The following is a 15,453-nucleotide window of genomic DNA, read 5'->3' as shown; positions in this document are numbered from 1 at the left end:
TGTCAAATACCTTTATTTTTGCTTGCCCTGAGTTTCATCTGCAGGTGCTTGTTGCTTAGGTTGAGGTTCATCTACAGGATTTTGTTGTTTTAGTATAGTAGAGAACGCTTTTTCTAAAGCAGCTAATTGTACATCCAATTGAGCGTTTACAATACCAGCTTCTGTCTCTATAACACAACCCCCTTGGGTAACATCAGCTTTAGGGGCAATGATTAGAGAGTCAGCATACTCGACAATTTTCTTCAACTCAGGACGATTTTGCTCAACAATTGGAAGATCTTTTGGATTTACGTGAATAATAATTTTTTTATGTTGTGTAAGTTCTTTTAATGCTTTGGCAATGATAGAAACTATCGCTTCAGGATGAATTTCTAATTCTTTACCGAGAATCTTTTTCACACTAGCAATTGCTAAAGGAACCAGTGCTTCCTTAACTTTATTACGAAGATCATGGGTTTCTTTTTCTAAATAAGCAAGCTGAGAACTCCATTGTTCACTGCCTTCTTTGAATCCTTGATCTTTAGCTTCTTTACGAAGTACTTCACACTCTTGTTTTGTTTCATTAGTGTAAGATTCGCTATCTTCTTTTGTTTTGTCTAGGAGTTCTTTAGCATCAAGCAGAGCTGAAAAAGCCTCAGGAGAAAGGATTTTTTTATTCGGTGCGACTTCATCATGTTTAAAAATTAAACTAAAAAACTTCATCCATTTGACAGCGTAGAAAACCCTGAGATTTCTTAAAGTTTAGGGAGGAAACGCTGCTCCTTCTTTTGTTGTTTTAATTCCTTATTATTAACATTCGACTCATACGCAAGGAGAAAAAAGAAAGTCTCTCTATGTTTTATTTCATGCTCTGAGTTATAGAGATCTTATTGTACTAAGATCTTAATACATAATTCTAACTGGTTCTTAAAATAGTCACTATGGGGATGTTCATAAGATTTTCGTAGAGCTTGTTCAAAAATATATCCCCGGCCGATATCCAACCTACGTAGAAAATACCAAAGGAAGGAGGCGTCTTCTTTTGCCAATGCTATAGCAAGAAACTGTAAGCCTTGTTTGTGAATAAAATTACGGAAATCATTATCGCTATCCCAAGAAACTAAAAATTCAGTTGTTTCAAGATGTTTCATAGGATGTGATTGGCAATAAGATAGAAACAGTTGTTCCGTAGGAGAAAGGACTTTATGTACACGATCGATGATCACTTTATCAACAATATTTCTTAGTTCTTTTGCTATAGCGAATAATCCTAAGCAATTAATCAATGTCATCTTCGTCGTTCCTGAATAATATAGCATAGCATTGAACGGCGAGAGTGGAAGAAATATCTCTTCAGTAATTCCTGGAGGACGGATTTTTTTGCTCAACATATCTAATAGGTAGAAAGCTCCGAAATTAGAGCAACGTTGTTTTGCAATGGAAATCCCTGGAAGTAGTGGAGTTAATTCCTGAATTAAAGAGTCTGGCAACCAAGAGAGTAATTGGCTTTGTATTACTTCTGGGAAGTCTTTAATAGCTACGCTAATCCATGAGGGATGAATTGTTGCTAACCAACACATGGTAAAAGATAAAGAACTTAGAGGAATATCTTCATGGTGTGTAGGTGTGACTAGGAGATTTTCTGGAAGAAAATTTGCAAGATCATCCTCTTTGGAATACTTCATTAAGATGTTTAAAGTTCCAAAAGTATTGGCGGTCACTAGACATCCTCATTTTCTTCGTTTCCTTCTGATGCCTCTGGCGCATTGTCTTTAGGACCTTCCGCTTCCTCTTGATTAGGTTGCGTTGCTTGTCCTTCTTTTTTCTCTCCAGTACCTTCTTCAGGTTTCTTAACTTCTACAGCAACTTTAGAATATGGAGAGGGATCGAAGAAACCTTTAGCTCCACCTAAGGAAAGAATCAATGTATGTGTTTTCCAAATTACCCAAAGTAACCCACAAGAGATAACGAATAAGGTAAGTATTAAGAAATAAAAGATGAGACGGAATTTACCTAATGAAGATTTCGCTAAGATGATTCCCCATACGGAGACATAATCGATTTCATCGGATAGTCCCCAAGGACCATTAATAGTAATATCACTATAAGAAGCGCGATCACTAATAACGGAAACGTTTTCTGTAGAAAGACCTGGAACAGCACTGGCAACTAAGCGTTTAATTTTAGAAACCATGATGCTATTTGGATTATCTAAAACTCCACGATGTTTGATGTAGACGGACGCTGTTAAAGGAAGATTGTCTTCAGTTTCTGTTGTGAAAGAAATTTGTACGCTAGCATCTACAATTCCATCCATCTTTCTAATAGTAGAAGCCATCTGCTCCGAAAGACCTTCTTGATAACGGATCTTTTCTTGCATTTCTGATGGAACAAGACCTTGCTTTGCGAATAGATCTAAGAGGCTCGTCCCCTTCATCCGAGGAAGACCAGCTTGATTTAAAATTGCTAAAGCTTCAGTAATTTGCGCAGCGGGAACAGCAATATCCCATAGTTGTTCGGCAGCGGCTCCCCCTGTAGAAGCTGCAGCTTGTGGTTGCTTTTGTGCAGCGACTCCTTTGCTAACAAGAAGAACGACAATCTCATTAGCTTCTCTTCCTGGAAGCCCATGAACGATTAGCGATCTGCTGCTGCAACTTGTACAGCAAAATAAGGTCATTACAAAGAATAAGCACCAAGAAATAGAACTACGAAACATAACCCACGCATACCTTTTTACTCACCATAACAAAAGGGGGGATTAGTGCCAATCGTGAACATTAAACAATAAATATGTTTTTGATTTCTATCAACATGAGATGGTAAAAACTCTTTTATATAACGTTATAGTTATACAAGTTTAGATCTAAAAAAGATGTTTATAAACAAAGCTGCTTTAAAAAAATAAGCACGAAAATGCAGATTAGTTCGGACTTTTTGCTACTTCAGATTGTTTATTTTCGAGGTCATGTAAAACGATATCAGCATTGAAGCTAGAGCGAACGAAAGGTCCTGCATAAACAAAGAGTCCTAAAGACTCTCCCATTGTACGGTAGTAATCAAAAGTTTCGGGAGAGACATAGCTTTTTACTGGTATATGTAATCTAGAAGGACGTAGGTATTGCCCTATAGTGACGATTTTTACTCCATGATTTGCAAGATCTTTTAATGTTTGTTTTACTTCACTTTCTTGCTCTCCAAGTCCGACCATAATTCCTGATTTGATTTTAAGATCGGGGAGATATAAAGCTGCTTGCTCCAACATAAATAAAGATCTGCGATATGTTGCTTTATGCCGTACTACCGGAGTTAACCGTTCAACGGTTTCCACGTTATGATTATAAATAGTTAATCTTGAATCTAACAATCTGTGTAGAGCATCAACATTTCCTTGAAAATCTGAGGCTAGCATTTCTACAGTAGACTCTGGGATCTCCTGATGTAGAGTGTCAATAATACGAACTAAGCAACTTGCCCCACCGTCCTCTAAATCATCGCGAGCTACCATAGTTAAAACAATGTGCTTAAGCTGAAGAACTTTTGCTGATTCTGCAATTTTTTGAGGCTCCTCGGGATCAGGAGATATGGGTTTTTTCGTAAAGTCAATATTACAGAATCCGCAGCGTCTAGTGCATGCCTCTCCTAAAGCTAGGTATGTTGCTGTCTTTCTTGACCAGCAGCTTGTACGGTTAGGGCATAAGGCCTCTTCACATACTGTAGCCATTCCCGTACGCTTTATAGTTGCATCCGTATGGACAAAGACAGAACCTTTAGGTAAAACTTGCCTTAGCCATTTAGGAAGACGTTCGGCGAAACGTTTACCTTGTTGAGGTTTGTGTGTTTCATCGGGAACTTCATTCATAGTTTTGGCGGAGGTAAGTGTAGAGGATGGTTTGTTGCTAATAGAGCACTTTCTGCCCAGACTTCAGCAAGAGTTGGGTGAGCATGTATAGTTTCATAGATACAAGGTAGAGTTAGCTCATTACGTACTGCCAATGTCATTTCTGCAATTAATGATGCTGCATGAGGACCTACCACATAAGCACCGAGAATCTGTTGTGTAGTTTCATGGCTAATAATAGCTGCAAATCCATCGGCTTCTGCCATAGCTACAGCCTTGCCAATAGCTTTAAAAGGAAACTTAGTGAGTTTCGCAGGAATACTTTGTTGTTGAGCGGCTTCTAAAGAAAGACCTACCATAGCAACTTCTGGGAAGGTAAAAATTACTGCGGGTACTGCTGAATAATCCATAACTTCGTTATGACCCGCAGCATTTCTACCTGCAACAATTCCCTGATGGGAAGCAACGTGAGCAAGTAACCATTTTCCTGTGATATCTCCAATAGCAAAAATATTCGTAACGTTGGTTCTCATAGTCTCATCTACAGGGATAATACCACGCTCATCGGCAATCACTCCAGCATTGTCCAACCCAATGTTGGTAGTGTTGAATTGACGTCCAATGGCAACTAGAACATAGTCGTATTCTTCTGCCTGATCATTCACAGTGATTTTTACTCGGTCACTAAGATCTTCTAAATGTCCAATGGATGCTTTAGTAATCACGCGAATTCCTTGGCGTGAAAACTTATCCAACATCGTTCTAGAAATGTCAGCATTGTTTACGGAAAGAATTTGATCAGCGACTTCTATGATAGTGATTTCTACTCCTAAAGTATTGAACAGAGAAGCAAATTCACAACCAATAACGCCACCGCCGATAATAGCGAGCTTTCTAGGAAGTTCTGAGAGGTTTAAAATGCCCGTTGAGCATAAGACGCGGGATGAGAAAGGAACTCCTGGGAAAGGACGTGATTCTGATCCTGTAGCTATGATAATATGTTTAGCTTTGAGAACTGTGGTATCTTGACCTTTAACTCTTACCTCAGTGGATGAAATTAAAGATCCTCGGCCATTGAAGACAGTAATTTTATTACTGCGTATCAAACCCTCTAATCCCTGACGTATGCCATTAATGACAGTATTTTTTCTTTGGACCATTGCAGGATAATCTATAGAATAACCGTCAATGTTTATCCCGAATTGCTTGGCATGTTTAATTTGGGAAACAATACCCGCGCCCACTAATAGAGCTTTAGAGGGAATACAGCCACGATTTAAACATGTGCCTCCGGCTTGTTGTTCTTCGATCAGCGCAGTCTTTAATCCTTGTTGCGCTGCAGTAATTGCTGCAACGTAACCCCCAGGTCCAGCACCAATAACAACACAGTCAAAATCTGTACTCATATTTTGTTCCCAATTCTCATAAGTATCGAAATTTAAAAGTTCTTAAGAAGATCTTTTTTAAGACGCTAGGTCGTAATATTATTTTATGAAGAGCTTTTTGCTTATTCTAGATCTAAAGATTAATTTTCAGCATTGATTTTTTCCCAATAGAAATTATAATTTAAGTTGTGTACTCTAATTAGTCGTAGTGTGTACAAATCGATATATAAGAAACTTTCTGTTTCTTTATATAAATCCTAATTTAGGGAAGGTAGGTTGCCATGCCATTTGCTAAAGAAGCAGAGATGCAGCGCACATGTTGGAAGTGCGAAGGTAGCGTATCTATGCATATGCCGCAATGCCCCTATTGTAGTGCATTTCTTCAAGACCCTCCGGTAGCTTCGGGAGGATTCTCCTCATGCCATATTTCTTTCCCAGAAGGCTCCACAAAGGGAGAATCTGAAGATCTTTTTGCTGTTTCTTCAGAGGATTGGGAAGCTGTTCTTAGTGATCAAAATACTTTCCAAAAACCCACCGAACAATCTGAAGCTGATTGGAATTGGTTACAGCATTGGCCACTTGTTGCCTTATTTTTAGGCGCAGGATTTTTAGCTTTTGCTTTGATTATTCTCTTGTTTGCTACAGATGCTGGGTTGACGTTGACATGGCCTAAAAACCGAGCCTACATTTACGGTATTGTCGGTGCTGTGTTTGCTTATCGCGGCTACTTGAAACTTTCGGAATAAGATATTTCCTAATTTCTTCTATATTAAAGAAGAGACTCTTCCGTATCATCGGGAATGCTATTTGTTGGGTCATCCACTCCGTTGCGTTCATCTTTATACGATAGAATCGTGATCAAATCTTCTCTATTTAACATATGGAGAATATTAGAATCTTGGGTCGAGATAACTTTATCTAGTAAGCGGATTTTCTTTTCAATCAGGTAGTGGATACGTTCTTCTAACGTGTCCTCTGTCATGAGTTTATATATAAATACGGTATTTTTTTGCCCTATTCTATGAACACGGTCCAAAGCTTGATTTTCTTTAGCTGGATTCCACCAGCGATCGTACATGATTACAACGTTACCGGCAGTAAGGTTAATTCCTGTTCCCGCAGCGAGTAATGAACCTACGAATACACGACATTCAGGATCTGTAGTAAAATATTCTATCTCTTCTTTTCTATTTAAGGATTTTCCTTGAATAGAGGCATATTTTACGCCAATCTCTTCTAGATATAACATAATAATACGAATCATATGAATGTATTGTGAGAAGACAACAACCTTATATCCTGAGGACAATGACTCATGAAGAAGTCGAACAAAAGCTTCCCATTTTCCAGATTCGTGTTCTCGGTATTTGTCAGGATTTTTAAAGAAGATTGCTGGATGGTTGCAGATTTGTTTGAGATGATTCAATAAGGCAAATACATGGAGATAGTTGACTGTCTGTTCTTCCGGAGATTCCAATTGTTGAATCTGCGCTTTTTCTCTTTTTAATGTAGATAGATAGAGCTTTTTCTGTTCTGGAGATAAGGTACAAGGAATTATCGACTCTACTTTTTCAGGAAGTTCTGGAAGAACAAGTTTTTTTGTTCTTCTTAAGATGAAGGGCCGAGTTAATTTGAGTAATAGATCTTGTGATGGAATAATCTCATCATCTATTTCCGCAGTATTTTTTTTCGTAAATAGCTTCTTAAATAAAGCGTCTGACGGGAGATAATTAGGAAGGATAATGTCTAAAAGACCTTTGAATTCAAGAAGGTTATTTTCTATAGGAGTCCCTGTTAATCCCAATTTCATTTGAGAATCTAATCTACAGAGGATTTTATGAATTTGGCTATTTTTATTTTTTGCCATATGGATTTCATCAAATACCGTTACCGTGAATGAAATCTTGTAAAACTTAGCGTAATTTTGTCTTAGGGTTCCATATGAAGTAATAATTACGTCAGTAGGGGGGAGGAGTTCTGGTTTATTAGGACCATGAAAAGCAAAAATACTTACTGTAGGCAGATGTGTTGCTAATGTGTGTTCCCAATGAGGCAATACGCTGGTTGGACAAACAACAAGGAACTTAGGTCGTTCTGTAGGTTCTGCAGATTGGAAAACAATATCTAATAATGCTGTAGCTTGGTGAGTTTTCCCTAACCCCATCTCGTCACAAAGTAGTCCAGATAAACGATGGTTATACAAGAACCATAACCATAATAAGCCGCTATTTTGATACGGGCGTAATTTATGGTCTGTAGAAAATAGACTTTGTGGGATAGGCGGCAAACAAGCTGCTTTAAGCTGAGAGAAAAACGCTAGATCGGATGTACTTGCGTTAACTTTTTCATGAGTAGACAGTGGTGCTAAAGCATCTAATTTGAAAATATCAGTAACCGTAGCAATTACAGTATTTTCAGAAATTAGACATTTTTGAGCAGAGATGAATTGTTTTAAGAATTGGAATAGGCAGTGCTGAAAATTTAAAAATCCAGCTTTAGTAAAAGCGAAAGCTTTTTTGTTTCTCAATGCTTGTAGCACAATTCCTAATGGTATAGAACCGATGTTTGTTTTAAGTTCTAAATGTAGATGTAAAGGTGATGACGGGTGGGGGCGTGTTATAGCTAATATGACAAGCTCGAATGTTTCCGGAGGGCAAAGCTGTGGATCTGCAAAAACAAGCTTATCATTATGGAAGTTTTGATTTATAAACTCTGGAACTTGCTCAGGAGGAATTTTTTTAGGTAGGGAGCATAATGATTGTAAAGGAGTGGGGAGCAAGTTAAATCCAAGATTTTCTCGATAAAGAAACACTCCAAATAGTCGGCAATTTTCTTCTTCTAAACCTTGAAATATAGGTTTTAAATATAATCCCGAGCCTTTCGTTTCTTTGTGTACTTCGAAGAAAAGATTCTTCAGAGGTGGTGTGGGAGCAAAGAAATTCTGGATCGTTCTTAAAACGACTTCGTGTTTCATAATGAAACTAGGAATTTGATTAGCTTCTACAATCAAACCATCCTGAATTTCTAGATCAGCTTTTCTTTGTAGGAAGAATCCTTGTCCAGAATAATATGTCCAAGGACCATAGTGAATATCTATAGCTGCAGGATCACCAGTGTTGTAATGGAATAGTAAAACACCTTGTTGTGTAATATTATACGTTAATTGACCCTCGGGAACACGATCTGTGAATACTTCAAATCCTGGCTCACGAATTAATAAACCCTCATTACCTAAAAACTCCTCCACCTGATCTACTTTAACAACGAATGAGATTTGAGAAGAGAGTAATCCTGTTACTGTAAATAATCCTCTTTCGGGAACATAACAAAAGTCGGGATAAATTAATTTTCCGTTCTCCAGGTCCCTAGGGGTATCTAGATATGCTGAAAAAGAAATAGAAGAATCCCTTAAAAAATAAATAGAGTAACGGATTGGGCGTTCTTCAGAATCATAGTGCAGTAAGGATAATATTTGTTTTTTCAGATTTTCAGGAAGTAAGGATATAACATAAATAGAAACGAAGGTTTCTTGGGAAGTAAGGATAACTTGTTGGGAGCCTGTTATATAACCAACGGAACCAATTGTAGTTATAGGCTGATTTTTATAGTCTTGTGCGATAGATGTGATAGTGAAGTATATTTTAGATTCTTCGGGGGCAACGCGTACTGCTGTTACAGAAAAATCATTATAATTCCCTGAAAGAGATGTTTGAGAGAAATTAATCTTTGGGAATAGATCTTCTAAAGTTGCAAAATCTAAAATTTCTCCTTTCAAAGAGATTCCTTCCCATTGCATTGCAAAATGTGTAGGAAATCCTTGGCTATTTTCAATAAGATCTAGGCGAGCACCTGCTTCAGAAAAAAAGAAAAAGCGTTTTGCTATGCGATACAGAACAGACTGAGGGAAAGTTTTTTCAGTATAAGTTTTAGGTTCTGGAGTTTGATGAATGATAGCCAACCATTCTGTAAAAGCTTCCGGAGACAACGCAGAAATCTCTAATGTTGCATGAGAAGATGTTATAGAATAGTGTCTATCACCATGAGCATTTAGTTTGGCTTCCTCTATAAACAACTTCCAAAACAAAGCATACCAAAAAGATATGTCAAATTTATGATGTAGAGGCAGCCACCCATGAGCATCATAAGCTGAGAAAAATGCGGTCATTAAATGAACGCAACAATCCCCATCAGGACAGCTACAAGAGGCAAAAGTTAGATTGTCAATACCACTAAATTTTAGTGTGCTGACCCAATTCCCATCAGGAGAATCTTCATCAGGGATGCGGATGCTGTAACAATCTCCAGAAAAATCTAAAGCGATGTTTTGGCGATTCGTAGCGAGATAATCCATCGCTGTTTGACGAAAGCCAGCTAAAGCGTTTAAAACCATAACGTTATGCTAGTTAGCAAATATAAGCGTTATCTCAACTTACCAATCGCAGAACGATTGTAAGAGAGAGGGTTAAATAAAACAAAGCTTGGACGTGTCGGAAATTCCACAACTTATAAGCAATACTTCCGCAAGTCAAAGCGATTAATGCAGGGTAACTTAGCTGTAGTAGGGGCAATAGAAGGAGACTGATATTTTCGAAGTTTAAAATAGAAATTAGATACGAGGGTATCAGAGTGAAAATTACTGCATTAGAATACGTCATTCTTTTTGATGAGATGATGCGAGCTAAAAAGTCAGCAACAATCCCAACTAAAGCAATCTCTGTTGTCAAGCAAGCAACAAACACACATACACCAGTCAATAAACTATTTGGCCCAAGAGCAATAGCAGAAATTCTTCCTAGAATTTGTCCCTTACCTACATGAGTTAGTAAACCTGCGTGTCTAGAAGCACATAGGGCAAATCCTAAATAAATTAATCCAAGAAGTGCTGCTGCTAAAGCAAAAGCTAAACCTAAAGTGCGTTTGTCTTTTTTATTGATTTTTTGAAAGTTTAAAGGTGTTTCGTCATCAGCATCTCCATTTGCTATCATTTGTCGTATAGAAATTAATACAATGGAGCAGAAGAAGAAGGCTGCAAGAAGGTCCATAGTATTGAAACCTTCTGTAATCCCAGCTAACCAAGCTTGTTGGGGATTCGCAGATTCCAAAAAACTTGGATTTGCAGGAATAGTTAACCCCTTAAAGATTATCCAAAGTAGGGTGATTAACATAATTGGGAAAAATACAGATCCCAGCCACTGGATAAGTTTACTAAGTTTGCATGCAAATAGATAAATCAAAACACAACAAATCAAACTGAAAATAGGAAGATTAGGCAGTAGTGTTGTTTTTGAATCTGATAAAGACGCTAAAGTTGAATGTGATACAGCAATTGCTCTAGGAATTCCTCCGAAAGGACCTATCAAGCATAAAATTGCTATAATGAAAACCATTCCAGGGATTTTCCCAATAGAGTAGAAAAAATTTTTATAATCTCCGGAATACAGCAGCATACTAAATAAACCTAATAGGGGGACACAAACCGCGGTAAGCATCATTCCAAAACAGGCGAACCAGGGATGTGAGTGGTAGTGATAACCCAGGGCTAAAGGAAACACTATATTGCCTGCTCCAAAGAACATAGCAAAAATAGATCCTCCGATCGACCAAACAGAGAGCTCTTTTTTAGAACTAACCCTATTAGAAGCGTTTTTATTCATTATATTAAAAAATTGCGATATCGAAGTAGTAAGTAGTTGCCCAGTTTAAAAGATTTCTCCGTTAGAAAGCAAAGTAAATTTCATTCTCGATATATACAGAGAGAAAGCTTTATGTGGAACCGTTTCTGTTTTAATAAACAGAAGCCTTTATTTCTTAAGGGGTTTAACGTTCTTTTTGCAGGAATTACTTAAGTGCCAACATATTCTGCATTTATTTACATCATGATAGAGAGCTGGGCAGTAATTTCTGGCGTAATAGATAAGTTGTAAGTGAAGTTTGGGAGAGTTCATATTCCCGAAGAAAAGTACAAGGTCTTTTTCTGCTGCTGAAGGACTACGCTTATTAGAAATGCCCCAACGTTGGGATAGTCTCAAAATATGTGTGTCTACTGGAAACGTTGGTATATCGTAAATAATTCCCAAAAAGACTGAAGCGGTTTTTCTTCCTACTCCAGGTAGTTTGGTTAACAATTCTAAAGAAGCCGGAGGTTCGCCGCGGTATTTTTCTAACAGGATCTTTGATAGATTATGTAAGTATTCAGCCTTTCTTTTGCCAAGACCACAAGGCAAAATAATTAAATATAATTCCTCTAAGGGAAGTCGTGATAATGCTTGCGCATCAGGGGCTGAGGCAAATAATTTCGGTGTCACAGAATTCACAGCCTTGTCGGTAGAGTTTCCTGAAAGCAAAATAGCAACAAGTAGTTGAAATGGAGTTTTCCATTCAGTTAAAGATGGTTTTGGATTAGGAAAGAATTCGTTTAAAGTAGAAATAATAAAATTTTTAATATGTATTTTATTTTCCAATACAAAACCTGCTAAAAATTTCTCCCAATATTGTTTCATTAATTTCAGATCCGGAAAGGTTCCCAGTAGCTTGCAGGGCTTGTCTGAGCTCTAGAGCAACAAGTTCGGGAGGGAGTTGGGTTTGTAATCCTTCTTTTGCTGAGAGTAAGTACGCATGCATCTGTTGTAATATTGTATGATGTCGAGAAGAAACAAGAAAGACTTTTGCATTCTTTCCCAACTGTTGTTGTTGCATCCATTTTTGGATAAATTGTTTGAGCTCGAAAATTCCCTCCCCTGTCTTTGCGGAAACAGCTAGTTGGGGTAGAGAAGTGTCGATTTGTGGTGGTGATGCGAGATCAGATTTATTCCAAAGAAGGAGGGTAGGTTTTTGAAATAAAATTTTTGGGAGATCAGGTTGAGGTTGTGTAACATCCATAACCCAGAGTATCCCCTCAGCTTGTTCCATAGCAGAAATAGCGCGTTCTATACCCTCTTGCTCAACAGGATTATCTGTTTCTCGTTGTCCTGCGGAATCTATGAGGCGAATACGTTTCCCTTGCAGCAGCCAATTTTCTTCTAATATATCCCTTGTAGTTCCAGGAATATCGGTAACAATAGCGCGATTTTTATTAGTTAGCGTATTAAGAAGAGAAGATTTTCCTGCATTAGGATGTCCCGCAAGAACAATACTCGTTCCTTGGGAGAGTCGGCGGCCTTCATCGAAACTTGAGATAAGATCCTCAATAATCAGTATGGCTTTGCTTAATCGATTGTCAGGAACATCCATATCAGGCTGTTCTTCCTCTGGGAAATCTGCGAGAACCTCAATAAAAGCCAAGGATTCGATGATCAACGAAGAAATAAACTGCATTTTTTTGGAAAAATGTCCTTGAAAATGATTCTGAGCAATATGAAAGGCGTCTAAATTATCGGCCGCAATAATATTTTGAATTGCTTCTGCTTGGATGAGATCTATTTTTCCATTTAGAAAAGCTCGTTGAGAAAATTCTCCAGGAAGTGCAGGTCGAGCTCCTTCGGATACCAAAGCTTCTAAGATTTGAGAACAAGAAAAATAACCACCATGACATTGCAGTTCGATAACATCTTCTCCAGTAAATGAACGCGGAGCTCGCATAATTAATAAAAGCACCTGATCAATTTGCTGGTCATTATGACTTACTGTTCCTAAATGAGCAGTATGTGAGGAAAAGGATGATACAGATCCTGAGAATATTTTATCTGTGATTTGAATAGCTTCGGGGCCGGATATACGAACAATAGCGATGCTTCCCTCTCCTGGAGGGGTGGCTATAGCAGCAATAGTGTCATTTTTAATCATGAAAAACGGATGAAAATGGAACTAACTTGAGAGGTAGAATATCAGGTTTCCCATTAAAGATGAATGTAGGTTTTTTAACGATTTCTATTTAATTAGTTTGGAATATTTTTAATAACTTTTTATAGTCGCCTGTTTTGATCTTCAGATCGAGGACAAGTGAAGAAACTGCAGTATATTGATCGCTTAACTAATCAAAGAGTGGCAGAATCCGTGTGTTATGAAAAGACTATGACATTTCTATATACTTCTAGATTAGGGAAATGGGTACCCACACTATTGTCAAGGTCTCCATTTTTGTCGCGTCTTTATGGTTGGATTCAAAAACGTTCCTGGACGCGTAAAAAGATTCCAGGATTTATAAAGAGAAACCATATCTGTGCAAAAGAGTTCAAAAAATCTATAGCAGAATTCTCTTCTTTCAATGATTTTTTTACTAGAGAGCTGCGTCCGGAAGCGCGGCCGGTTGCTCAAGGGAATAATATTTGTGTGACACCTGTTGATGGGGCGTATCTTATTTATCCAAACGTGTCTGAATTTGGAGAATTTGTTGTTAAATCCAAACGATTCTCTCTTTCGAAACTTTTGGGTGACCCCAAGCTTGTCGAGAAGTACGCATCTGGGAGTGTGGTCTTTGCTCGGTTAGCTCTTTTTGATTATCACCGTTTTCATTTTCCTGTCGATTGTTTGGCGGGACCAACGCATAATATCAACGGTTATTTATTTTCTGTGCATCCGATGGCATTGAAGGATAATTTTAATGTTTTTTGTGAAAACAAACGTACGCTAACAGAGCTTAAAACAGAGGCGTTCGGTGATGTGCTCTATTTAGAAGTAGGGGCATTGAATGTCGGCTCTATTATTCAAACCTACATACCTGGAGAAAAGTATTCTAAGGGTGATGAGAAGGGTTTTTTTGAAATTGGAGGTTCCACTGTTATTGTATTGTTTGAACCAGGATTTGTTCAGTTTGATGCGGACTTATTGAAGAACTCACGGATGGGATTAGAAACACGTTGCCTGATGGGGCAATCTTTGGGATGTTCTTTGAGAGAATAATTTTAAAGACTTTAAAGGTTTTTTTTTGGTATTGCAAAGAGAGAGAAAAGTGAAAATTGGCGAATTATGTGGCTAGTCATCCTGTGGGCTTTAGTTGCAAGTTTGACAATAGCTTTAGTGTTTAAAGTCTATTGTCACATTTCCCGTTTCCGTCGCTACGCGGCGCAGGTTATTCGAGAAGTTCATTTAAGTATGGAACTGAAAGAATGGTCTGTTGCTGAACAAAAGCTCCTGCCTATTTTAAAAAAACGTTGCTACCGTCGTCAGTGTCTATTTGATTACATGCGTATTCTTCGAGGTATGAATCGTTTTGATGAGGTAGAACAGCTATTAGCCGAGGCACAAAAATTGAATTTGCGAGGGCCTCAATTTTTACTGGAGATTGCTTATAAAGCTTATCGTCATGGGGCATATAAAGAATCTTGCCAAGCCTTTTCATTAATTTCGAAAGATATATTCGAAGAACAGGATGCTGCGAAGTATGCATCTGCTTTGGTGAATTTAGGGCATTTGAATGCTGCTTGTAGTGTTATTGAGCCCTGGATTTCTCCTCTCTCCCATCAAGAAACTTACATTACTGTTGGAGATATTTATTTCATCTCAAAACGTTATCAAGATGCTATAGAATTTTATAATCGCGCATATGCCTTAGGCCCGTGTCCTTTGAAAGTTACCTATAACTTAGCCCATTCTTCTCGTATTTGTGGTAATTATATTGAGGCGGGAAAGTTGTTTCGTAAATTGTTGTCTGAACCCAATTATAGAGAAGAGTCTTTATTTAACATCGGTTTGTGTGAACAAAAACAAGGGCAATCGAAAAAAGCGTTGCTTATTTATCAAAGTAGTGATTTGTGGTCTCGAGGAGATGCTTTGTTAATGAAACATGCGGCTTTGGCAGCTATGGATCAAAATGACTATCCTTTAGCAGAACATTGCTGGAATTTAGCATTTCAATGCAGCACATATGCTGAAGATCGGCAATGTGGTTTAGGTTATGGATTTAGTTTATGTTGCTTAAAGAAATATTCTGCTGCTGAAAAGATGTATCTCAAAGTAATTCAGAAATTCCCTGATTGTCCTACAGCATGTAAAGCGTTAGCTTGGCTTGCAGGAGTTGGATACGCCTCAATAGTGACAGCAGAGACTGGTTTAGAGTATGCAAAGAAAGCTCTCCAACTAAATCATTCCTCAGAAACTTTAGAACTATTAAGTGCCTGCGAGGCTCGCGCAGGGAATTTCGACGCTGCTTATGAAATACAAGCATTTCTATCAGCTCAAGATGTTTCTTTGCAGCAAAAGAAGCGTCGCTCGCAAATTATGCGTAATTTACGCCAGAAACTACCTTTGAATCATCAGCATATTGTGGAAGTAGATACACTACTTGCTGCTTAAATTCTTTTTTTCATTCTCTGT

At 38.0% G+C, this 15,453-nt stretch carries 12 protein-coding genes; 3 read left to right on the top strand and 9 right to left on the bottom strand.

Features of this window, described 5'->3' with window-relative positions:
- Nucleotides 1-12: 12 nt before the first annotated feature.
- The 5 genes from C10C_RS04755 to lpdA all read right to left on the bottom strand — a co-directional run bounded on the left by C10C_RS04755 (nt 13) and on the right by lpdA (nt 5,223).
- A complete protein-coding gene (locus C10C_RS04755; protein ID WP_117274673.1) occupies nt 13-702 on the bottom strand; it encodes an HrpE/YscL family type III secretion apparatus protein in 690 nt (229 codons plus the stop codon).
- Nucleotides 703-866: 164 nt separating this feature from the next.
- Nucleotides 867-1,700 (bottom strand): hypothetical protein, encoded by an 834-nt coding sequence (locus C10C_RS04750; RefSeq protein ID WP_117274672.1) that lies wholly within the window; start codon nt 1,698-1,700, stop codon nt 867-869.
- Nucleotides 1,700-2,695: a type III secretion system inner membrane ring lipoprotein SctJ gene (sctJ, locus tag C10C_RS04745; protein ID WP_117274671.1), complete on the bottom strand. Its 996-nt coding sequence runs from the start codon at nt 2,693-2,695 to the stop codon at nt 1,700-1,702. The genes C10C_RS04750 and sctJ overlap by 1 nt, the downstream gene beginning before the upstream one ends.
- 204 nt (nt 2,696-2,899) lie before the next feature.
- The gene (lipA, locus tag C10C_RS04740) at nt 2,900-3,838 is read right to left on the bottom strand and encodes a lipoyl synthase (protein WP_117274670.1); all 939 of its coding nucleotides are present in this window, start codon (nt 3,836-3,838) and stop codon (nt 2,900-2,902) included.
- A complete protein-coding gene (lpdA, locus tag C10C_RS04735) occupies nt 3,835-5,223 on the bottom strand; it encodes a dihydrolipoyl dehydrogenase (protein ID WP_117274669.1) in 1,389 nt (462 codons plus the stop codon). The genes lipA and lpdA overlap by 4 nt, the downstream gene beginning before the upstream one ends.
- 260 nt (nt 5,224-5,483) lie before the next feature.
- On the opposite strand from lpdA, the gene C10C_RS04730 reads away from it, so the two are divergent.
- Nucleotides 5,484-5,948, top strand: coding sequence for a phage holin family protein (locus tag C10C_RS04730; RefSeq protein ID WP_117274668.1), 465 nt, complete (start codon nt 5,484-5,486; stop codon nt 5,946-5,948).
- A gap of 23 nt (nt 5,949-5,971) precedes the next feature.
- On the opposite strand, the gene C10C_RS04725 is transcribed toward C10C_RS04730, so the two are convergent.
- The 4 genes from C10C_RS04725 to mnmE form a co-directional block, all read right to left on the bottom strand.
- Complete coding sequence (locus tag C10C_RS04725) at nt 5,972-9,592, bottom strand: DEAD/DEAH box helicase (RefSeq protein WP_117274667.1); 3,621 nt, start codon at nt 9,590-9,592, stop codon at nt 5,972-5,974.
- Nucleotides 9,593-9,626: 34 nt separating this feature from the next.
- Nucleotides 9,627-10,856 (bottom strand): branched-chain amino acid transport system II carrier protein, encoded by a 1,230-nt coding sequence (brnQ, locus tag C10C_RS04720; protein ID WP_117274666.1) that lies wholly within the window; start codon nt 10,854-10,856, stop codon nt 9,627-9,629.
- Nucleotides 10,857-11,003: 147 nt separating this feature from the next.
- A complete protein-coding gene (locus tag C10C_RS04715; protein WP_420808132.1) occupies nt 11,004-11,702 on the bottom strand; it encodes an endonuclease III domain-containing protein in 699 nt (232 codons plus the stop codon).
- Nucleotides 11,653-12,984, bottom strand: coding sequence for a tRNA uridine-5-carboxymethylaminomethyl(34) synthesis GTPase MnmE (gene mnmE, locus C10C_RS04710; protein WP_117274665.1), 1,332 nt, complete (start codon nt 12,982-12,984; stop codon nt 11,653-11,655). The genes C10C_RS04715 and mnmE overlap by 50 nt, the downstream gene beginning before the upstream one ends.
- 156 nt (nt 12,985-13,140) lie before the next feature.
- On the opposite strand from mnmE, the gene C10C_RS04705 reads away from it, so the two are divergent.
- Both C10C_RS04705 and C10C_RS04700 read left to right on the top strand, forming a co-directional pair.
- A complete protein-coding gene (locus C10C_RS04705; RefSeq protein WP_117274664.1) occupies nt 13,141-14,040 on the top strand; it encodes a phosphatidylserine decarboxylase in 900 nt (299 codons plus the stop codon).
- A 66-nt stretch (nt 14,041-14,106) separates the two neighbouring features.
- Nucleotides 14,107-15,432: a tetratricopeptide repeat protein gene (locus C10C_RS04700; RefSeq protein WP_117274663.1), complete on the top strand. Its 1,326-nt coding sequence runs from the start codon at nt 14,107-14,109 to the stop codon at nt 15,430-15,432.
- Nucleotides 15,433-15,453 lie beyond the last annotated feature (21 nt).

Origin of the sequence: Chlamydia poikilotherma, from assembly GCF_900239975.1 — a bacterium.
GTDB classification, from domain to species: Bacteria; Chlamydiota; Chlamydiia; order Chlamydiales; family Chlamydiaceae; genus Chlamydia; species Chlamydia poikilotherma.
The sequence above is the reverse complement of the archived record's forward strand: the minus strand, read 5'-3'. Positions and strand labels throughout refer to the sequence as shown.